General features: G+C 69.3%; 14 protein-coding genes. 11 read left to right on the top strand and 3 right to left on the bottom strand.

Features of this window, described 5'->3' with window-relative positions; all coding sequences use genetic code 11:
* Positions 1–79 precede the first annotated feature (79 nt).
* Genes BM115_RS04100 through pbpC form a run of 3 tightly spaced genes read left to right on the top strand, consistent with a single transcriptional unit; the run spans position 80 to position 8993 of the window.
* Positions 80–6076 (top strand): alpha-2-macroglobulin family protein, encoded by a 5997-nt coding sequence (locus BM115_RS04100; protein WP_092290942.1) that lies wholly within the window; start codon positions 80–82, stop codon positions 6074–6076.
* On the top strand, positions 6073–6786 hold the full coding sequence (locus BM115_RS04095; protein WP_092290940.1) for a lysoplasmalogenase: 714 nt from the start codon (positions 6073–6075) through the stop codon (positions 6784–6786). The genes BM115_RS04100 and BM115_RS04095 overlap by 4 nt, the downstream gene beginning before the upstream one ends.
* Before the next feature lie 2 nt (positions 6787–6788).
* A complete protein-coding gene (gene pbpC, locus BM115_RS04090) occupies positions 6789–8993 on the top strand; it encodes a penicillin-binding protein 1C (protein ID WP_092290938.1) in 2205 nt (734 codons plus the stop codon).
* Here the strand turns inward: pbpC and BM115_RS04085 are convergent.
* Positions 8990–9916, bottom strand: coding sequence for a LysR family transcriptional regulator (locus BM115_RS04085; protein ID WP_092290936.1), 927 nt, complete (start codon positions 9914–9916; stop codon positions 8990–8992). The genes pbpC and BM115_RS04085 overlap by 4 nt on opposite strands.
* Positions 9917–10003: 87 nt before the next feature.
* Between BM115_RS04085 and BM115_RS04080 the strand changes: the two genes are divergently transcribed.
* From BM115_RS04080 to BM115_RS04070, 3 genes are all read left to right on the top strand, one after another.
* Complete coding sequence (locus tag BM115_RS04080; protein ID WP_092290933.1) at positions 10004–11002, top strand: aldo/keto reductase; 999 nt, start codon at positions 10004–10006, stop codon at positions 11000–11002.
* Positions 11003–11071: 69 nt separating this feature from the next.
* On the top strand, positions 11072–12040 hold the full coding sequence (locus tag BM115_RS04075) for a delta(1)-pyrroline-2-carboxylate reductase family protein (RefSeq protein ID WP_092290931.1): 969 nt from the start codon (positions 11072–11074) through the stop codon (positions 12038–12040).
* 249 nt (positions 12041–12289) lie between these two features.
* Positions 12290–13018 (top strand): OmpW/AlkL family protein, encoded by a 729-nt coding sequence (locus BM115_RS04070; RefSeq protein WP_092290929.1) that lies wholly within the window; start codon positions 12290–12292, stop codon positions 13016–13018.
* Positions 13019–13092: 74 nt separating this feature from the next.
* Here BM115_RS04070 and BM115_RS04065 read toward each other — a convergent pair whose 3' ends face one another.
* Positions 13093–13977, bottom strand: a complete 885-nt coding sequence (locus tag BM115_RS04065) for a hypothetical protein (RefSeq protein WP_143093851.1) — start codon at positions 13975–13977, stop codon at positions 13093–13095.
* A gap of 119 nt (positions 13978–14096) precedes the next feature.
* Positions 14097–14294 (bottom strand): heavy-metal-associated domain-containing protein, encoded by a 198-nt coding sequence (locus BM115_RS04060; protein ID WP_092290925.1) that lies wholly within the window; start codon positions 14292–14294, stop codon positions 14097–14099.
* Positions 14295–14455: 161 nt separating this feature from the next.
* Here BM115_RS04060 and BM115_RS04055 point away from each other — a divergent pair, with 161 nt between their 5' ends.
* The 5 genes from BM115_RS04055 to BM115_RS04035 form a co-directional block, all read left to right on the top strand.
* Positions 14456–16714, top strand: a complete 2259-nt coding sequence (locus BM115_RS04055) for a heavy metal translocating P-type ATPase (RefSeq protein ID WP_092290923.1) — start codon at positions 14456–14458, stop codon at positions 16712–16714.
* Positions 16711–17139 (top strand): Cu(I)-responsive transcriptional regulator, encoded by a 429-nt coding sequence (gene cueR / locus BM115_RS04050; RefSeq protein WP_092290921.1) that lies wholly within the window; start codon positions 16711–16713, stop codon positions 17137–17139. The genes BM115_RS04055 and cueR overlap by 4 nt, the downstream gene beginning before the upstream one ends.
* A gap of 166 nt (positions 17140–17305) precedes the next feature.
* Positions 17306–18169, top strand: coding sequence for an alpha/beta hydrolase (locus BM115_RS04045; protein WP_255370720.1), 864 nt, complete (start codon positions 17306–17308; stop codon positions 18167–18169).
* Between the two features lie 90 nt (positions 18170–18259).
* Entirely contained in the window at positions 18260–19939 is a 1680-nt protein-coding gene (locus BM115_RS04040; RefSeq protein ID WP_092290917.1) for a GMC family oxidoreductase, read from the top strand.
* Between the two features lie 323 nt (positions 19940–20262).
* The coding region (locus tag BM115_RS04035; RefSeq protein ID WP_143093850.1) for an ATP-binding cassette domain-containing protein at positions 20263–20433 on the top strand (171 nt) is incomplete at its 3' end.

The following is a 20433-nucleotide window of genomic DNA, read 5'->3' as shown; positions in this document are numbered from 1 at the left end:
AAATCCAAAATGTGCAGAGGCTTGCGCTTGCCATCCGCGCATGTCACCCTCGCCCCGAGCCAAATCCAACAAGGAAAGGATGATGGGGACGATTGTCACCTCGGGTCGCAGCGGCGGGTACGCCACCACGTTTGGGAGGCTGGCCGTGCTGGGCGCGGGACTGGCGCTGTGGGCCGGCGCCGGCGATGCGCACGCGGCGCAGATCGCGCGTTTCTCGCCCGAAGGGGTGGTGCCCCAGGTGCGCCAGGTGGCCATCCGGTTCGACGAGCCGATGGTGCCGATGGGCGACCTCAACGCCGCGCCACCCGCGGCGGTGTCCTGCACCGGCGGTGCGGCGGCCGGTAGCGGGCGCTGGGTCAACGCCACCAACTGGGTATTCGACTTCGAGCGTGACCTGCCGCCCGGCATGCGCTGCACGGTGCGCATTGCCGGCGGGCTCAAGAGCGTGGCTGGCAAGGCCTACGCGGGCAAGCCGGAATACCGGTTCGAGACCGGTGGGCCCACGGTGGTATCGGCCCGGCCTTCCGGCGGAGAGGTGGAGGAAGACCAGGTCTTCGTGCTGCGCTTTAACGGCGCGGCCACGGCCGGGTCGATCCGCGAACACGCGTGGTGCCAGGCCGAGGGCCTGGGCGAGCGCATTCCGGTACGGCTGCTGGCCGGCAAGGAACGCACGGACGTGATTGCGGCGGTCGGCTGGAACGAGATCGTCAAGCGGGAAGGGGAGGCGGTGCACTTGCTGGCCTGCCAGCAGAAGCTGCCCGCCGGCGCGCGGATGCAGCTCGTGCTCGATGCGGGCATCGCCACACCCTCCGGCATTGCCACCACGGCGCCGCGCCGCTTCGACTACACGGTGCGCGAAGCCTTCGCCGCCGGCTTCACCTGTGAGCGCGAACGGGCCGAGGCGCCCTGCACCCCGCTGCGGCCGATGACGGTGACCTTCACCGCCCCGATTCCGCGCAAGGTGGCCGAGCACATCGTCCTGAAAACCCCGTCCGGCCCGCGCGCGCCGGCCTTCGACCCGGACACGCCGCCGGACGCCCCGGTGGAGTCGGTCCGCTTCACCGCGCCGTTCCCGGAGCGCGCCAGCCTGACCATCGAGGCCCCGCGCGACATCAAGGACGACAGCGGCCGCCCGCTGACCAATGCGGACCTGTTCCCGATCAAGCTGACCACCGGCGCGCTGCCGCCGCTGGCCAAGTTCGCCGCCGCGCCGTTCGGCGTGGTGGAACGTTTCGCCGATGTGCCGCGCGGCAAGTCCCCGGCCGACTATCCGCCGCTGCTGCCCGTGACGCTGCGCAACGTGGAGGCCGACCTGCCCGCCACGTCCGTGCGCGCCCAGGCGGGCACTGTGGCGCGGCTCAAGGTCGATGACGACACGGCCATCCTGCGTTGGTTCGGCATGGTCAAGCGCATGCACGAGAACACGTGGACCAAGGAACAGATCGACGCGATCCGTGCCGGCCAGCCGCCGTACCGGGCCAAGAGCCCGCGCGACGCCCCGGCCATCGAGACGCGCGCGGTGCCATTGCTGCGCGGCGTGGCGGGCGCGCAGACGTTGGCGATTCCGAAATCGTCGGACACCTCGCCCCGACCCTTCGAGGTCGTCGGCATTCCGCTGCCCGAGCCGGGCTTCCACGTGGTGGAGATTGCCTCGCCGATGCTGGGCGCCGCGCTGCTCGGCAAGTCCGAGCCGATGTACGTGCGCACGGCGGCGCTGGTGACCAACCTCGGCGTCCATTTCAAGCTCGCGCGCGGCACTGCCGAGGGCGAGATGAGCGGACTGGCCTGGGTGACCGGCCTCGACGACGGCAAGCCCGTCGCCAACGCCCGCATCGCGGTGCGTAGCTGCGAGGGCGCCCTGCTGGGCGAAGGGACCACCGACGCCACCGGCGTCGCCCGCTTCGCCAAGCTGCCGGACCAGCGCTACCAGGACTGCGGCAACGGCATGGAGGGTTACTTCGTCTCCGCACGGATCGCCGCCGACCACCCGAAGGCGCGCGGCAAGGCCGACATGGCCTTCGTGATGTCGAACTGGAACCGTGGCATCGAGACGTGGCGCTTCAACGTGCCCACCGACATGAGCCCGAAGCAGACCGTGCGCGCGCACACCATCTTCGACCGCACGCTGCTGCGGCTGGGCGAGACGGTGTCGATGAAGCACCTGCTGCGCAGCGAGACGGCGCAGGGCTTTGCGCTGCCGGCATCGATGCCGGAGAAGGCCGTCGTCACGCATGACGGCAGCGGCCAGACCTATGAACTGCCGCTGGCCTGGCGTACCACGGCCACGGGCGGGCGCAGCGCCGAGAGCACCTTCCAGATCCCGCAGGCAGCCAAGCTGGGCGTCTACACCGTGGGGCTGGTCTATGTCGATGGCCGCACGCTCGACGGCGGCAGCTTCCGCGTCGAAGCATTCCGCCTGCCGGTACTGTCCGGTACGCTGAGCACGGCCAAGGACCCGAAAGCCAAGGGCAACGCGCTGGTCGCGCCGGGCGAGGTGCCGGTCGGCGTGGAAATCCACTATCTGAACGGCGGCGGCGCGGCCGGCCTGCCGGTGCGCCTGTCGGCGCTGCTGCGCGAGAAGCCGGTCAACTTCGCCGATTTCGACGAATTCTCGTTCCAGCCGCCGCGCGCGCCGGACGAGAAGGCCACCGTCGATGACGAAGACAGCGAGGACACATCGGGCGAAAGCCGCGAGAAGCTCGTCGCCGACAAGCTGCCCGTCACGCTGGACAAGGACGGCAACGGCAAGGTCACGGTCAAGGACATGCCGAAGATCACTACGCCGGGCGACCTCGTACTGGAGGCCGGCTTTGCCGACCCGAACGGCGAGATCCAGACGCTGCGCCAGACCGTGCCGGTGTGGCCGGCCGCCGTGGTGGCGGGCATCCGCGCGGCCAACTGGGTATCGGTGAGCCAGAAGCTGTCGGTACAGGGCGTGGTGCTCGACACCCAGGGCAAGCCGGTGGCTGATACGCCGGTGCAGGTGAAGGCGCGCGCGCGCATCACCACGTCTGCCCGCCAGCGCGTGGTTGGCGGCTTCTATCGCTATGACAACCGTACCGAGAGCAAGGACCTGGGCGTGGTGTGCGAGTCGCGCACCGATGCGCAGGGCCGCATGCGCTGCGACGTGTCGCTGGCGCAGGCGGGGCAGGTGGAGCTGATCGCCAGTGCGCGCGATACGGACGGGCGTGTCTCGCAGGCTTCCACCACGGTCTGGGTCACACGCCAGGGCGAACTCTGGTTCGGCGGCGAGAACCACGACCGCATGGACGTGCTGCCGGAGAAGCGCGCCTACGCGCCCGGCGATACCGCCGTGTTTCAGGTGCGCATGCCGTTCCGCCATGCCACGGCGCTGGTCGCCATCGAACGGGAAGGCATTCTCGAAACGCAGGTGGTGGAGCTGAACGGCACCGATCCCACGGTGCGGCTCAAGGTGAAGCCGGAATGGGGGCCGAACGTCTATGTGTCTGTGTTGAGCGTGCGCGGGCGCCTCCGCGACGTGCCGTGGTACTCGTTCTTCACCTGGGGCTGGCGCCAGCCGGTGGACTGGTGGCGCGCGTTCCGCAGCGAGGGGCGCGACTACGTGGCGCCATCGCCGCTGGTGGACCTGTCCAAGCCGGCGTTCCGGCTCGGGCTGGCCGAGATCCGCGTCGGCAATGAAGCCCATCGGCTCGACGTGACCGTGACGCCGGACAAGGCCACCTACCCGGTGCGCGGCAAGGCGCGCGTGGTGGTGCAGGTGAAGCTGCCCGACGGCAAGCCCGCCGCCAACGGCGAGGTGGCGCTGGCCGCCGTGGACCAGGCGCTGCTCGAACTGATGCCGAACACGAGCTGGAACCTGCTCGACGCGATGCTGCAACGGCGCAGCTATGGCGTGGAGACCTCGACCGCGCAGATGGAGATCATCGGCAGGCGCCATTACGGCCGCAAGGCCGTGCCGGCCGGCGGCGGCGGGGGCAAGAGTCCGACGCGCGAACTGTTCGACACGCTGCTGCTGTGGAACCCGCGCGTGCAGCTCGACGCCGAAGGGCGTGCCACGCTCGACGTGCCGCTCAACGACTCGCTGACGAGCTTCCGCATCGTCGCCGTGGCCGACCTCGGCGTGGGCCGTTTCGGGTCCGGCAGCGCCACCGTCGCCGCCACGCAGGATCTGCAGATGATTTCGGGCCTGCCGCTGCTGGTGCGCGAGGACGACAAGTATCGCGCCATGTTCACGCTGCGCAACACCACGCAACGGGCGATGACTGTGGAGGCCACCGCGCGCGCCACGCTCGTCGATGCCCAGACGCTGCCGGCGCAGACCGTGGAGTTGGCGGCCGGCGCCTCGCGCGAGATTGGCTGGGACGTGACCGCGCCGGCGCTGCTGGCCTACAGCCGCAGCGGCACGGTAATGTGGGAGGTGGCGGCGACCGAGAAGGGCGGTAGCAATGCGGCCGACCGGCTCAAGCTCTCGCAGCAGATCGTCCCGGCGGTGCCCGTCACCGCGCAGCAGGCGATGCTGGCGCAAATGACGCCGACGGTCTCGGTGCCGGTGCAGGCCCCGGCCGGCGCGCTGACCGATCCGTCCGGCAAGCTGCGCGGCGGCATGCAGGTGACGATGCAGTCGTCGCTGGCGGGCGGGATGCCTGGCGTACGCGAGTGGTTCCGCCACTATCCCTATAGCTGCCTCGAACAGCGCACGTCGAAGTCGCTCGGCCTGGGCGACACGGCGGCGTGGGATGCACTGATGGCGCAACTGCCGTCCTACCTCGACAGCAACGGCCTGGCCGCCTACTTCCCGCTGCAGAGCGATGCGAGCGCGGGCAGCGAGGTGCTGACGGCCTACCTGCTGTCCGTGGCCGATGAGGCCGCACGGGCCGGTCTGCCGATGCGCCTCCCCGAGGCGCAGCGCGCGCAGATGGAGCGTGGGCTGACGTCGTTCGTCGAAGGGCGCATCACGCCGCCGCGCTGGGCGCCGGCATCCGCGTCGATGGACCTCGACGTACGCAAGCTGGCCGCGCTCGAGGCACTCTCGCGCACCGGCCACGCCCAGGCGCGCATGCTCGGCAGCGTCCAGATCCTGCCCGCGCAGTGGCCCACCTCGGCGCTGATCGATTGGCTGGCGCTGCTCTCGCGCGTGACGGACATCCCCGAGCATGAAAAACGCCTCGCCGAAGCCCAGCAACTGCTGCGCAGCCGGCTCACGGTGCAGGGCACGCGGCTGGTGTTCTCGACCGAGCGCAGTGACGACTGGTGGTGGCTGATGGCCAACGGCGACGTCAACGCCGCCAAGCTGCTGGCGCTGGCCACGCAACTGCCGGGCTGGAAAGATGATGTGCCGCAACTGGTGACCGGCCTGCTGGGCCGCCAGACGCGCGGCGCGTGGGGCACCACCACGGCCAACGCCTGGGGCGTGCTGGCCGTGCAGCGCTACGCGCAGGCGTTTGAGAAGACACCGGTGGCCGGCGGCGCGCGCGTGACGCTGGGCGATGCCTCGCGCACGTTCGACTGGTCGGGCGCGACCAAGAAGGATGGCGTGGCGAGCGGCGCGGTGGAACTGCCGTGGCCCGCTGCCGGCACGACTGGCACCTTGCAGGTCGAGCAGCAGGGCTCGGGCCGTCCCTGGGCCACGGTGCGGGCGATGGCCGCCGTGCCGCTGCGCGATCCGGTGGCGGCGGGGTATCGCATCAAGCGCACCGTGACACCGGTGGAGCAGGCCGTGGCGGGCAAGTGGTCGCGCGGCGACTCCTATCGCGTGCGGCTCGAAGTGGACGCGCAGGCGGACATGACCTGGGTCGTGGTGAATGATCCGGTGCCGACCGGCGCCACCATCCTCGGCAGCGGGCTGGGCCGCGATTCGCAGATCGCCACGAGCGGCGAGAAGAAGTCGTCGGCGACCTTCACCGAACGCACGCCCGAGTCGTACCGCGAGTACTTCGGCTACTTGCCCAAGGGCAACGTGGCGGTGGAGTACACGGTGCGGCTCAACAACGCCGGCGAGTTCGCGCTGCCGCCCACGCGCGTGGAGGCGCTCTACGCACCCGACGTGTTCGGCGCCGCCCCCAACGCCAAGGTGACCGTGGGAGCGCGCCCATGAGCTGGCTCGCGATGCGGATGCCGCCGCGCGTGCGCGAGTGGTGGATCGCGGGCACGCTGGCCGCCGTGGTCTATGGCGTGCTGCTGCTCCAGGCGTCGATGGAGTTGCCGCCCGGCACGCCGCTGACCGGCCAGATCGCCTACCAGCCGGCGTGGAAGACGGCGATGGCGATCATGCTGGCGCGCGCCGCGTGGTTCCATCGCCCGCTTGGCGAGCGCCGCTGGCTGGTAGTGGCGCTCGTGTTCTCGGCGATCGGCGATTTCCTGCTCGCGCTGCCGGGCTTGAAGATCTCGTTCCTCGGCGGGCTCGGCGCCTTCCTGCTGGCGCACCTGGCCTACCTGCGCCTGTTCGTGCCGATGGCGCGTGATCTCCGGCCGCAGCGACTGCTGGGCTGCGGGCTGGTGATCGGTGCGGCGGGCGCGCTGCTCGGCCGCTTCTGGCCCAATCTTGGCGAGATGGCGCTGCCGGTCACGGTCTACATCGGCGCGCTGGCGGCCATGGCCTGCGCGGCGCTGTTGGCGCAGTTGCCAACGCCGCTCGCCGCGCTGGGCGCGCTGTGCTTCGTCGCCTCGGACGCGATGATCGGCATGGCCAGGTTCCTGTCCCCGTTCGATACCTACCAACTCGGCATCTGGTGGACCTACGCGCTGGCGCAGGTGCTGCTGGTGGCGGGGGTGGTGTCGGAGCGCGGGGAGGCCGGGGGACGATGACGATGCCGCGCCGCTTGTTTGCCCCACTCGTCCTGCTCGCGCTGGCCGCAGCCACGTCCTCGGCGGCGGCGGTGCCCGCCTTCCGCGACGTGCGCGACAACTGGCGCAGCGCCGACATCGTCGTGATGGATCGCCATGGCGAACCCGTGGCGCGCGTGCGGGACGACTTCCGCGCGCGGCGTGGCGACTGGGTGACGCTGGCCGACACCTCGCCGGCCCTGCGCACGGCCATCGTGCTGTCCGAGGACCGGCGCTTCTACGCGCACAGCGGCGTGGACTGGCAGGGCGTGGCCGCCGCCGCGTGGGCCAATATGTGGAACACGCGCACGCGCGGTGCCTCCACGCTGACCATGCAGCTGGCCGGTCTGCTCGATGAAGACCTGCGTGCCGCGCGCGGGCGCAGCTTCGGCCAGAAGGTAGGGCAGGCGGTCAGCGCCGCCTCGCTCGAACACGGCTGGAGCAAGGACCAGATCCTCGAGGCATACCTGAACCTCGTGCCGTTCCGGGGCGAGCTGGTGGGGCTCTCGGCGATGTCGCAGACGCTGTTCGGCAAGGTGCCGAGCGGCCTGAATGCGCGCGAGGCGGCACTGGCCGTGGCGCTGGTGCGCGGCCCCAACGCCGCGCCGGGGCAGGTGTCGGTGCGGGCGTGCCGCATCCTGCGCGAGATGAAGCAGCCGCGCGAGTGCGACGGCCTGGATGGCTTCACGGCGCTGGCCCTGGCGAAGTCGGCCAGCGTGCCGGACGCGAGTTTCCGGACCAATCTGGCGCCGCACCTTGCGCGCGCCGTGATCGCCCATACGCGCGAGACGCTGCCGGCAGGGCGGCCGGTGCCGGCGCGCATCGCTTCCACGGTCGATGCCGAGGTGCAGCGCGTGGCCGTGGACAGCCTCTCGCGCCATCTGCGCGAACTGGCCGGGCGCAATGCCGAGGACGGCGCCGTGGTGGTCATCGACAATGCCAGCGGCGATGTGCTGGCCTATGTGGGCTCCTCAGGCGCGCTGTCGTCGGCCGCACAGGTCGATCACGCCGCCGCGCCGCGTCAGGCCGGCTCGACGCTGAAGCCGTTCCTGTACGCGCAGGCCATCGAGGAACGACGGCTGACGGCCGCGTCGCTGCTCGATGACCGTCCTGTCAACCTGCCGACCGGCGGCGGGCTCTACATTCCGCAGAATTACGATCATCGCTACGCGGGCTGGGTCAGCCTGCGCGCGGCGCTCGGCTCGTCACTGAACGTGCCGGCCGTGCGGACGCTGGTGATGGTCACGCCGCATCGCTTTCATCGGCGGCTGGTGGCGCTGGGCCTGCCGCTCACCGAATCGGGCGATTACTACGGCTACAGCCTCGCGCTGGGCAGCGCCGATGTGTCGCTGCTGTCGCTGACCAATGCCTATCGGAGTTTTGCGAACCAGGGCGCCTACGGCCCGGTGCGGATGACCGTGGACGGCGCGACGGTGCCCCGCCAGCCCGTGATGAGTCCGGCGGCCAGCTATGTGATTGGCGATGTGCTGGCCGACCGCCACGCGCGGGCGCGAACCTTCGGCCTCGACAGCCCGCTGACCACGCGCTTCTGGACCGCCGTGAAGACCGGCACCAGCAAGGACATGCGCGACAACTGGTGCATCGGCTGGTCGCAGCGCTACACGGTGGGCGTGTGGATCGGCAACGCCAGCGGCGCGAGCATGCACGATGTGTCGGGGGTCTCCGGCGCGGCGCCGGTGTGGCACGACGTGATGGCGGCGCTCCATCGGCAGTCGTCCAGCCGCGCGCCCGCGATGCCGGCCGGCGTGGAGCGGGTGCCGCTGACCTTCGCCGACAACCTCGAGCCGGCGCGCGAGGAAGTGTTCCTGGCCGGCACCGCCGTGACGCGCATCAACGTGGGCGCGGCGCCACCGTCGAGCGGCACGCCGGCCATCGCCAGTCCCAGGGATGGCACGATCTTCGCGCTCGATCCCGATATTCCGCCCGATGCGCAACGCGTCTGGTTCCATGCCGATGGGCTGACCGGGCAGACGGCGCGCGCGGTGAGCTGGCGCATCGACGGCAAGCCGCTCGGCAAGGGTGGGCAGCTGGCGTGGCTGCCGTGGCCGGGCCGGCATCGCGTGGAACTGGTCGATGCGGCGGGCAAGGTCGTCGATGACATCGGCATCGAGGTGCGCGGCGCCAGCGTGCGCGAGGCCGGGCCGCAGCGCACGTCGATGCGGCGCTAGGCCGTTGCCGGCAGGCCGCGCGCCTTGAGGAAATCGACGAATACGCGCAGCTTGGGCGGCATCAGCGCGCGGCTCGGGTAGTAGAGGTAGAAGCCCGAGAACGGCGGCGTCCAGTCTTCCAGCACGGTGACGAGCTGGCCTGCCGCCAGCGCGGCCTGGATGTGGTGCGGGAACTCGTAGATCAGGCCGAGCCCGGCCACCGCAGCCTGATGCAGCATGGTCTTGTCATTGGCGATCAGCGCGGCGCGCGTATCGACCGTGAACGGCCGCCCGCCGCGCGCGAACTCCCAGCGATACACCGAACCTATCGGCCCGAAGCGGTATTGCAGGCAGGCGTGCTGATGCAGTGCGTGCGGCGTCTGCGGCGTGCCGTGGCGGGCGAGGTAGTCGGGCGAGGCCGCCACGAACATCCGCAGCGGGCCGGTCACTGGAATCGCCACCATGTCCTGGTGGAGTGCCTCGCCCAGCCGCAGGCCGGCGTCGAAACCTTCGGCGATCAGGTCGACGAAGCGGTCGTCGGTGACCAGATCGACGCAGATCGACGGATAGGCGCGCATGAAGTCCGTCAGGATCGGCCGCAGCGCGATGACCACCGCCGAGTGCGAACTGGTCAGCCGCAGCGTGCCGACCGGGGTGTCGCGCTGGGCGCGGGCGTCCTCGGTGGCCGCCTGGATCTCGGCCAGCGCCGGCGCCACGCGGGCCAGCAGTGCCGCGCCGGCCTCGGTCAGGCCGACATGGCGCGTGGTCCGCTGCAGCAGCCGCACACCCAGCCGGTCTTCCAGGTGCCGGATGGTCTGGGAGACCGCCGAGGGGCTGACGCCCAGCGCGCCGGCAGCGGCCGTGAAGCTGCCAAGCCGCGCCACGCAGGCGAAGGCGGCCAGCGAGGGCAGGGAATCAGGATCGATTGTGAAGTCGGGCTTCATGATGTTTGCAGCGTAGCATGCTGTTTCCGATCGCGCGGGATGGGGATACTGGGCGCCAGTTTCCAACCCCGTCACAAGGAGTCTCACATGACCGCAATGCGCAAACTGGGCCGGGTCGGCCCCGACGTCTTCCCGCTGGGCCTCGGCTGCATGGGCATGAGCGACTTCTACGGTGCGCACGACGACGCCGAGTCGATCCGCACGATCCACCATGCCATCGAGCGCGGCGTGAACCTGCTCGACACGGCCGACATCTACGGCCCGCACACCAATGAGCAGTTGCTTGGCCGCGCGCTGGCCGGCGGGCGGCGCGACAAGGTGGTGCTGGCGACCAAGTTCGGCATGGTGCGCGACCCGGCCAATCCGGCGGCGCGCGGCGTGAACGGGCGGCCCGAGTACGTGCGTGCCGCCTGCGATGCCAGCCTGAAGCGGCTGGGCCTCGACACCATCGATCTCTATTACCAGCATCGCGTGGACCCGACCGTGCCGATCGAGGACACCGTCGGCGCGATGGCCGAACTGGTCCAGGCGGGCAAGGTGCGCTGGATTGGGCTGTCAGAGGCGGGCGCGGAGACCATCGAACGCGCCCACGCGGTGCATCCGCTCACCGCGCTGCAGACCGAGTACTCGCTGTGGACGCGTGACGTGGACGAAAACGGCATCTACGCCACGTGCGAGCGGCTCGGCATCGGCTTCGTGCCGTACAGCCCGCTCGGGCGCGGCTTCCTGACCGGGGCCATCCGCACGCCAGACGACTTCGATGCGGACGACTATCGCAAGACCAATCCGCGCTTTATCGGCGAGAACTTCGCCCGCAACCTGGCGCTGGTGGACAAGGTCCGTGCGCTGGCCGATGCCCGCGGCTGCACGCCGGCTCAACTGGCGCTGGCCTGGGTGCTGGCGCGCGGCGAGCATGTGGTGCCGATTCCGGGCACGCGCCGCATCGCCAATCTCGATGACAACCTTGGTGCGCTCGATGTGCGGCTCGGAGCGCAGGATCTTGCCGACATCGAGGCCGTATTCCCGGCCGGCGCAGCGGCGGGTACGCGCTACGCGGCGGCGGTGATGGGGATGCTGTCGCGCTGATCCCGGGGGCGCGGCATGGGGGACAATGGCGGATTGCCTTCGGCCCACCTGTCACCCATCCGTCGCCCGATGCCCAACGCCTTCGTCCCACTCGACGCCGCCGCCACGGCGGCCCGCCTGCCGTATCCCGAACTGGCCCAGGCCATCGCCGCCATGCTCGCTGAACTGCGGGATGGCAGCGCGATGGCGCCGCCGCGCATCGCGCTGCCCGTGGGCGACGCCGCGAGCGGCGCCGGGACGCTGCTGGTCATGCCTGCGCGCAACCGCGACCTGGTGATGACCAAGAACATCACCGTCCATCCCGACAATCCCCGGCGCGGCCTGCCGACCATCCTCGGCGAAGTGCTGGTCGCCAATGCGCAAACGGGCGAGCGGATCGCCATGCTCGATGGCCCCACGGTCACGGGGCGGCGCACGGCGGCGGTCACGCTGCTGGCGGCGCAGTCGTTCGCGCCCGAGTCCGATGGCGAGCTGCTGATCGTCGGCGCCGGCGTGCAGGCGCAGACCCACCTCGAGGCCTTCGTGGCCGGCCTGCCGGTACGGCGGGTCTGGCTGCAGTCGCGCACGCGCGACAAGGCCGAGGCGCTGGCCACCCAGGCGCGCGCCCTCGGCGTGGAAGCGAGGGTGATCGACGATGTGGCCGAGGCACTTCCACATGTGTCGATGGTCGTCACGGTGACGTCGAGCCGCACGGCGGTGCTGCCCGACCTCGACAGTGGGTTGTGGGCAGATCGGCACTTCGTCGCAGGCGTCGGCGCATTCCGCCCCGATATGTGCGAGCTGCCGCCCGTGCTCTGCCAGACCGCCTCCGCCCGAGGCAGGCTGCTGGCCGACACCCTGTTCGGCATCGAGGACGAGGCGGGCGACCTGCTCCAGGCCGGCATCGACTGGGCCACGGTCCAGCCGTTCGAAACCGCCATTCTCGATGCCGACGCCCTGCGCGCCCGCACCGGCTGCCCGCTGGTCTTCAAGAGCGTGGGCTACGCGCTCTGGGACCTCGCTGCCTGCGTGCTGGCGAGCCGGAGTGACGCCGGCTGACCTTCGTCCTCAGCGGAAAAACCACGCTGTTCGAATGGATTATCGTTTTGTGAACAGAACCGTTGCGCGAAAGCCGCGTTTTGAGGCGAATTCGACCTCGATTTGTGCGAGGTTCTTGGGTTAACCCTGCCTTTAGGGCAATTCTTCTACCTCCCGGTATCACGTTTGAAACAGCTTGCCGTCCGTGAGACGGATAATGCGTGCCAGCAGTGAGTTGAGACAGAACGAGGATGAGGAGTAAGAGGAATCATGAAGAACACCTATAAGAAGATGCTCGTGGCCGCCGCCGCAATGACGCTGGCGGGCGTGGCACAAGCACAATCCGCGGGCAGCAATATCGTCAGCCTGGGCTGGTTCCGGGTGATGCCGCAGGGCCACTCGGAATTCCTGACGATCGACTCGGTCGCGGGCCGTCCCACCGGTGGCCTGCAGCGCCAGAACACGGGCGCCACGATCGACTCGGCCGACACGGTCGGCCTGGCGTTCAGCCACTTCTTCACGGACAACATCTCCACGGAATTCGTGGCCGGCATTCCGCCGGAGCACGACGTGAGCGGTGACCGTGGCTACGAGAAGTACGGCAAGCTCGGCAAGGTGCGCCAGTGGAGCCCGGCCATCGTCGCCAAGTGGCACTTCTTCGACGCCAAGACGAAGTTCCGCCCGTACGTGGGCATCGGCGTGAACTACACGTGGTTCACGGGCGAAACGGTCACCAACCAGACCTTCGTGCAGAGCGAATTCGGCCCGGGCTCGACCATGACCGCCTCGGCCAAGCCGTCGTGGAACCCGGTGTTCAACGTCGGCGCCAACTATGCCGTGACCGACAACTGGTTCGTCGGCCTGTCGGTGTCCTACGTGCCGATCTCGACCACCGCCAACTTCACCACCACGCTGGCCAACGGCGCGCAGGTGCAGTCGCACACCAAGATCAAGATCGACCCGATCGTTACCTTCCTGAATGTGGGGTATCGGTTCTGATCGGTTTGATCCGGACGTGATGTGACAAGAAGGGCACCCTAGGGTGCCCTTTTTTCATGGTTCGCGCGATACCGTCAGGAACTGAACCTGAACAAGAGCCGTGAACCGAGGGTGCCGTCAGGATTGAGGGTCCGCCATTTCCCCTCATGCAGGACCAGAGGGCGACGGCCAAACGTTCGGAATCTACTGAAACTTGCGCCCTGGACATCCTGTGCGGCGGCATTGACCAGGCGATATTCCAGCGGTCCACCGCGACGCCGCCTCAAGACCAGAGAGCCGTCTTCATAACGAAAAACGATGGTGCCGTCGATATTCGCGGCGGTCGGAAGCAGCAGACCTTCGGGACCGGCAAGTTCCTTGCGGTATATCCGACTCTGTTCCGCCGTGTCGGTGAATGCGAAGCTGGAGTATTCCTTGAAATACTCAGCCGGACATTTGCCGAAAACGTCGAGCGGCATGGGTGTGCGGAGCAGCGGCCGGAAACCCATGCTGTAGAGCATGCAGGTTTTGGCCTGCAGATCCGTTGTTTTCCACAGCATCAGACCGGGGCGCAGGGAAACGAAGAAGTCGTGCAGGACCTCGATCCTGTCAAACGGCGGGACATCGACGGGCTCGCCGGACAAGGTGAAGAGCTGCATGCGCACCTTCGTTGCCAGCAGGTAGGCCGGGACAGGGGGCGCCACGGCGGGGCTGGGGTGCCTTGCCTGAATGATCTCGACGGCCTTCCAATTAGGCCGCAGTATCTCGCGCCGCGTCGACGGGTCCCTGACACCGTAAGAGCCTGATCTGGCCCTGACCACTGCCACGCGTCCTTCCCACTCTTGCATCGAGGAATAGGGGAGGTTTGGGGCCGACACATAGCGTGTCGGCAATTCATCAGGCTCCTGCGGAGAGGCGGTGGCCCCGTTGGACAGCGTAAAAGTGCCGATGAGAACGAGCAGGCATCGCAACGGTTTCATATCGATGGATCGCGGTCGAGGAAGCTTGGACCGCGGAATCTATATGACGGGTTGCGCTCCGGCTATGGCCATACGCTGAAATTGCGATGATTCAGGCGCAACACAAAATGGCGCCAGATTCACTCCGCCTTCACCGGATACCCCGCCCCCTCGATCGCCTGCCGCAGCGCCTGTCGATCCGCGCCCGATTCCACCTTCACCGCCTGCGTCGGCACATCGGCCGTGACGCGTGCCGCAGGATCAACGGCCTGCACGGCCTGGGTGATGGCGCGGACGCAATGGTTGCAGGACATGCCTTCGACTTGGAACTGGATCATCTTGGAACTCCGGGATTAATGACGATAGCCTGCAGTGTGAACCTTCCCACCATGGGAAGCGCAAGCGCTTTCCGCGTCGCGCAAAGACCTTGACCTTCCAATCATGGTAGGGTTCACAGTGCAGTCATCGCTATCGATGGCTCCCGTGGAGTTTTCCTGTCATGTCCAGTACCCCCGCCCTGATCGCCGCCGAAGGGCCGCGCGACACCATCGACCTGAACATCGCCGACATGACCTGCGCGTCATGCGTGGGCCGGGTGGAGCGTGCGTTGCGCGCGGTGCCCGGCGTCGAGGATGCCCAGGTCAACCTCGCCACCGAGCGCGCCGCCGTCACCGTGCAGCGTGGCGCCGTGGATGCGGCGGCGCTGGCCGATGCCGTCACGCGCGCCGGCTATGCGGCCACGCCGGTTCCGGCGGACGAGGCATCGGTGTCGGCGGAGGCGGGGCATGCCGATTTCTGGTCCGGCCCGTGGCCCGTGGCGATCTCCGCCGCGCTGTCCGTGCCGCTGGTGGCGCCGATGGTGCTCGCGTGGTTCGGCATCCACGCGATGCTGCCCGGGTGGGTCCAGTGGCTGCTGGCTACGCCGGTGCAGTTCGTGTTCGGCTGGCGCTTCTACAAGGCCGGCTGGAAGGCCGTGCGCGCCGGGGCCGGCAATATGGACCTGCTCGTGGCGCTCGGCACGTCCGCCGCGTATGGGCTGTCACTGTGGCAGATGGCGATGGCGCACGACGTCATGCCGCACCTCTACTTCGAGAGCGCCGCCGTGGTCATCACGCTGGTGCGGCTCGGCAAGTGGCTGGAGACGCGCGCCAAGCGTCAGACCGCCGCCGCCATCCGCGCGCTGGCCGCGCTGCGGCCGGATACCGCACAGGTGCGTCGGCACGGCGTGGAAGCCACCGTGCCGCTGGCCGCCGTGCGCGTGGGCGACGAAGTCATCGTGCGTCCCGGCGAACGTATTCCGGTGGATGCCGAGGTGATCGAAGGCAGCAGCCATGTCGATGAATCGATGCTGACCGGCGAGTCCGTGCCGGTGCCGAAGCGCGCCGGGGATCGCCTCACCGGTGGCGCGATCAATGCCGAAGGGCTGCTGGTGGCGCGCACCGTGGCGGTGGGCGCGGAGACCGTGCTGGCGCGCATCATCCGCATGGTGGAGCACGCGCAGGCCGCGAAGGCGCCGATCCAGCGGCTGGTGGATCAGGTCAGCGCGGTGTTTGTGCCGGTGGTGCTGGCGCTGGCGGCGGCCACGCTGCTCGGCTGGGGGCTGGTGGGCGGCGACTGGACCGCCGCGATGCTCAACGCGGTGGCCGTGCTCGTCATCGCCTGCCCGTGCGCGCTGGGGCTGGCCACGCCGACCGCGATCATGGCCGGCACGGGCGCCGGCGCGCGCGCGGGCATCCTGATCAAGGATGCGGAGGCGTTGGAGGTGGCGCATCGCGTGTCGGTGGTCGCCTTCGACAAGACTGGCACGCTCACCGTCGGCAAGCCCGATGTGGTGGCGCTGATCGCCACCGATGGGGACGAAGCCGCGCTGCTGGCGCGTCTGGCGGCGCTGCAGTCCGGCAGCGAGCATCCGCTGGCCCGTGCCGTGCTGGCGGCTGCCGCCGCGCGTGGTATCGCGCCCCTGCCGGCGAGCGAGGTGCGTGCGCTGCCGGGGCGTGGCATCGCCGGGGTGGTCGATGGCCAGCCGCTGCAACTGGGCAGCGAGGCGTTGCGCGCCAGCCTGCACGCCGACGCCGGTCCGCTCCAGGCCGAAGCCGAGCGGCTGCGCGCCGAGGGCCGCACGGTGTCCTGGCTGATGGCGGACGGACGCGTGGCGGGTCTCGTCGCGTTCGGCGATGCCGTGAAGCCGGGCGCCGCACCGGCCATCGCACGGCTCCGCGCGGCGGGCATCCGCACCGTGATGCTGACCGGCGACAACCCCGGCGCCGCCGCGCAGGTCGCCCGCGCGCTCGGTCTGGACGAGTTCCAGGCCGAGGTGCTGCCCGAGGACAAGGCCGCGCGCGTGACCGCGCTCAAGCGCGACGGCGCCGCCGTGGTGGCGATGGTCGGCGACGGCATCAACGACGCCCCCGCGCTGGCCGCCGCCGATGTGGGCATCGCCATGTCCACCGGCACCGATGTGGCGATGCACGCCGCCGGCATCACGCTGATGCGCGGCGACCCCGCGCTGGTGGCCGATGCGCTCGCCGTGTCGCACCGCACCGTGCGCAAGATTCGGCAGAATTTGTTCTGGGCGTTCATCTACAACGTGATCGGCATTCCGCTGGCCGCCGCCGGCTTGCTGAACCCGGTGGTCGCGGGCGCGGCCATGGCGTTTTCGAGCGTGAGCGTGGTCGGCAATGCGCTCTTGCTGCGCCGCTGGCATCCGGCGGGTGCTGGGGCGGCGAGTGCCCGATCGACTGATGAGGAATCACGATGAATATCGGAGAAGCCGCAGCGGCCTCTGGCGTCACGGCCAAGATGATCCGCCACTATGAATCGATCGGCCTGGTGGACGCGCCGCCGCGTTCCGAGGGCGGCTACCGGCGCTACGACGACCGCGCGGTGCACACCTTGCGCTTCGTGCGGCGGGCCCGTAATCTGGGATTCTCGCTCGACGAGATTCGCGGGCTGCTGTCGCTCTGGCACGACCGCGCGCGGGCCAGCGCGGACGTCAAGGCGCTGACCCTGAAGCACGTGGCGGATCTCGAAGTGCGCATTGCCGAACTGGCTGCGATGCGAGACACGCTGCGTGCGCTGGCCGAGTCATGCAGCGGCGACGATCGCCCCGACTGCCCGATCCTGGCGGACATGGCGAGCGCCGCCGGCGAGGATTCCAAGGATTGTGCGAGCTGTCACCGCTGACCGCGCGCCGCAAGCATTCCCACAAGAAGAAGCAGGCGTACCAATCAGGAGACCAGCGATGGACGAACCTCTCATCGGCACGGACGACGTGGGCGGCGTGGACGAACGGCCCGGCACCGAAGCCGCCGCCCGCCCCAGCATCGCCCCAGCCGAGACCCGCCAGCGCATGCGCGACGGCACCGAGCTGCTGGTGCGCACCTGGCTGCCCGATCCGAACCGCTACCCCGAGCCGCTCGGCACGCTGCTGTTGGTACACGGGCTGGCCGAGCACAGCGGGCGCTACCCGCATGTGGCGGCGCTGCTGTGCGGGCTCGGCCTGCGCGTGCGCGCCTATGATCATCGCGGCCATGGCGCCAGCGGCGGCCCGCGCATGGCCGTGCCGCATGCGGACATCTATGTGGATGACCTCGCCGAGATCCACGACGCCACCGTGCGCCAGTGGAACGAATTGCCGATCGTGCTCGGCCACAGCATGGGCGGGCTCGTGGCGGCGCGGCTGGCCACGGCACGCGTGCGGCCGATTCGCGCGTTGATCCTGTCCTCGCCGGCACTTGCGCTGCGCATCTCCAGCGGCATGATGACCGTGCACCGGCTGCTGCTGGCGCTGGCGCCACAACTGCGCGTGCCGAATCCGATCGACGCGCGGCAGCTGTCGCACGACCCCGAGGTGGCGCGCGCCTATCGCACCGATCCATTGGTGCAGGGCACCATCAGCGCCGGCGTGCTGGAGACGTTCCTCCACGGCATGGCCCAGGCGCAGGCCGACGCGCCCCGGCTCGAGGCGCCCACGCTGATGCTGGTGGGCGGCGCGGACCGGATCGTCGATGCCGCCGGCAGCCGGACCTTCCACGACAACGCGCCCGAGGACCTGCGCGAGATGGTCTGGTTCGACAACGGTTATCACGAGATCTTCAACGAGGCCGAGCCGCTGCGCAGCGAGGTGTTCGCGGCGCTCTCCGGCTGGCTGCGGGCGCATCTGGGGGCGGCACCCGTGGCGGGGACGGGTGCGGGGGCTCAGGCAAAGCCCTGACGGCGGCAGGGTCCGAGTCGTGCGATGATCCGTGGCATTCCGATAATAAAACCGATGTGCCGGGGCGCATTGAAGGACTAGCCAGGGACTATGGAGACGTACGACTACATCATCGTGGGCGCCGGTTCGGCCGGCTGCGTGCTGGCCAACCGCCTGACGCAGGACACCGACGTCAACGTGCTGCTGCTGGAGGCGGGCGGCAAGGACGACTATCACTGGATTCATATTCCGGTGGGCTACCTGTACTGCATCGGCAACCCGCGCACGGACTGGATGTACCGCACCGTGGCGGAGCCGGGGCTCAATGGCCGCTCGCTCGGCTACCCGCGCGGGCGCGTGCTCGGCGGCAGCTCGTCCATCAACGGCATGATCTATATGCGCGGCCAGCGCGAGGACTATGACGAGTGGGCGCGCATCGCCGGCGACGACGGCTGGCGCTGGGACAACGTCCTGCCGCTGTTCCGGCGCAGCGAAGACCACTATCGCGGCGCCAACGCCTTCCACGGCGCGGGCGGCGAATGGCGCGTGGAGGCCCAGCGGCTGCGCTGGGACATCCTCGAGCGCTTTATCGACGCGGCCGAGCAGGCCGGCATCCCCCGTACCGAGGACTTCAACCGTGGCGACAACTTCGGCGTCGGCTATTTCGAGGTCAACCAGCGGCGCGGCATTCGCTGGAACACGGCCAAGGCCTTCCTGCGACGCGCCTCGGACCGGCCCAACCTGACCATCGTCACCGGGGCGCAGGTCAGCGCGCTGACCTTCGACGGCCCCGACGGGCGCCGCTGCACCGGCGTGCAGTTCGTCGGCGGCGGGGAGAACCGCGAGGCACGCGTTACTGAGGAAGTGATCCTGGCCTCGGGTGCGATCAATTCGCCCCAGCTGCTGGAGCTGTCCGGCATCGGCCAGCCGGAGCGGCTGCAGTCGCTCGGTATCCGCGTGCGGCAGGCGCTGCCGGGCGTGGGCGAGAACCTGCAGGATCACCTGCAGCTGCGCGCGGTGATGAAGGTGGATGGCGTGCGCACGCTGAACACGCGCGTGGCGCGCTGGTGGGGCAAGCTCGGCATCGGCCTCCAGTACGCGTTCAACCAGAGCGGGCCGATGAGCATGGCGCCGTCGCAACTCGGCGCGTTCGCGCGCAGCGACCCCAGCTACACACGGCCGAACCTCGAATACCACGTGCAGCCGCTGTCGCTCGACAAGTTCGGCGATCCGCTCCACGCCTTCAACGCCTTCACGGCCAGCGTGTGCAACCTGCGGCCCAGCTCGCGCGGCAGCGTACATATAGAAGACGCCGATTTCCGGCGCGCACCGGCCATCGCCCCCAACTACCTCGCCACCGAGGAGGACCGCAAGGTGGCGGCCGATTCGCTGCGCCTGACGCGGCGCATCGTCGCCTCCCCGGCGCTGGCGCCGTACAAGCCCCAGGAATGGCTGCCCGGCGCCGCTTTCGAGACGGACGAGCAGCTGGCCGAGGCTGCTGGCGCCATCGGCACGACCATTTTCCACCCGGTGGGCACCTGTCGCATGGGCACCGCCGACGATCCGGACGCCGTGGTGGACAACCGCCTGCGCGTGCGGGGCATCGCCGGCCTGCGCGTGGTGGATGCGTCCGTCATGCCGCTGATCACGTCGGGGAATACCAACTCGCCGACGATCATGATCGCCGAGCGCGCCAGCGACATGATCCGCGAGGATCGCAAGCTGCGCGCCAGTGGCGCCGCCGTGGTGCAGGTGCTTGCTGACACGCCTTCGGGTATTCCCGTGGCGTGATGTGCCGGGTCGGCAGCGGGAGCCCCCAACCCGCCGCCAACCCGCGCCAGCGTTGACCAGACAAGGCGAAACATGACGACTCCTGCATGTCTTATGCCTAGTGCAAACCCCGATGTTTTGCGACGCAGCAGACGCACACAATAGTCGCCGGTATACGGTGCTCCCGCCTGCACTTCAGGGCGGTTGAGCCACCCGGATATCGCGGCAGCCGCGCCGCTTCCAGACACCTATAACGCGGCAAACATGGCGACAAAGCCGGAGTTCGAACCATTGTCAGTGCCGGGCACAACCCGGTATCGCAGCAAGAGGGCGGGCAGGAGACTATGACTCAGGAAATCATCCTGGAAACAAAGAACCTCACGAAGGAATTCAAGGGGTTCACGGCGGTTAGCGACGTCAACCTGCAGGTGCGACGCGGCTCGATCCACGCATTGATCGGCCCCAACGGCGCGGGCAAGACGACCTGCTTCAACCTGCTCACCAAGTTCCTGGAG

This window comes from Cupriavidus sp. OV096 (assembly GCF_900115455.1).
Classification (GTDB): Bacteria; Pseudomonadota; Gammaproteobacteria; order Burkholderiales; family Burkholderiaceae; genus Cupriavidus.
This window is presented reverse-complemented; position numbering and strand designations above follow the sequence as displayed.

What these genes read in the sequence shown, in the direction of transcription:
- cueR (WP_092290921.1), top strand. Translation starts at nt 16,711, where the DNA reads ATGAATATCGGAGAAGCCGCAGCGGCCTCTGGCGTCACGGCCAAGATG.
- pbpC (WP_092290938.1), top strand. Translation starts at nt 6,789, where the DNA reads ATGCCGCGCCGCTTGTTTGCCCCACTCGTCCTGCTCGCGCTGGCCGCA.
- BM115_RS04045 (WP_255370720.1), top strand. Translation starts at nt 17,306, where the DNA reads ATGCGCGACGGCACCGAGCTGCTGGTGCGCACCTGGCTGCCCGATCCG.
- BM115_RS04080 (WP_092290933.1), top strand. Translation starts at nt 10,004, where the DNA reads ATGACCGCAATGCGCAAACTGGGCCGGGTCGGCCCCGACGTCTTCCCG.
- BM115_RS04095 (WP_092290940.1), top strand. Translation starts at nt 6,073, where the DNA reads ATGAGCTGGCTCGCGATGCGGATGCCGCCGCGCGTGCGCGAGTGGTGG.
- BM115_RS04070 (WP_092290929.1), top strand. Translation starts at nt 12,290, where the DNA reads ATGAAGAACACCTATAAGAAGATGCTCGTGGCCGCCGCCGCAATGACG.
- BM115_RS04055 (WP_092290923.1), top strand. Translation starts at nt 14,456, where the DNA reads ATGTCCAGTACCCCCGCCCTGATCGCCGCCGAAGGGCCGCGCGACACC.
- BM115_RS04060 (WP_092290925.1), bottom strand. Translation starts at nt 14,294, where the DNA reads ATGATCCAGTTCCAAGTCGAAGGCATGTCCTGCAACCATTGCGTCCGC.
- BM115_RS04100 (WP_092290942.1), top strand. Translation starts at nt 80, where the DNA reads ATGATGGGGACGATTGTCACCTCGGGTCGCAGCGGCGGGTACGCCACC.
- BM115_RS04085 (WP_092290936.1), bottom strand. Translation starts at nt 9,916, where the DNA reads ATGAAGCCCGACTTCACAATCGATCCTGATTCCCTGCCCTCGCTGGCC.
- BM115_RS04040 (WP_092290917.1), top strand. Translation starts at nt 18,260, where the DNA reads ATGGAGACGTACGACTACATCATCGTGGGCGCCGGTTCGGCCGGCTGC.
- BM115_RS04065 (WP_143093851.1), bottom strand. Translation starts at nt 13,977, where the DNA reads ATGAAACCGTTGCGATGCCTGCTCGTTCTCATCGGCACTTTTACGCTG.
- BM115_RS04075 (WP_092290931.1), top strand. Translation starts at nt 11,072, where the DNA reads ATGCCCAACGCCTTCGTCCCACTCGACGCCGCCGCCACGGCGGCCCGC.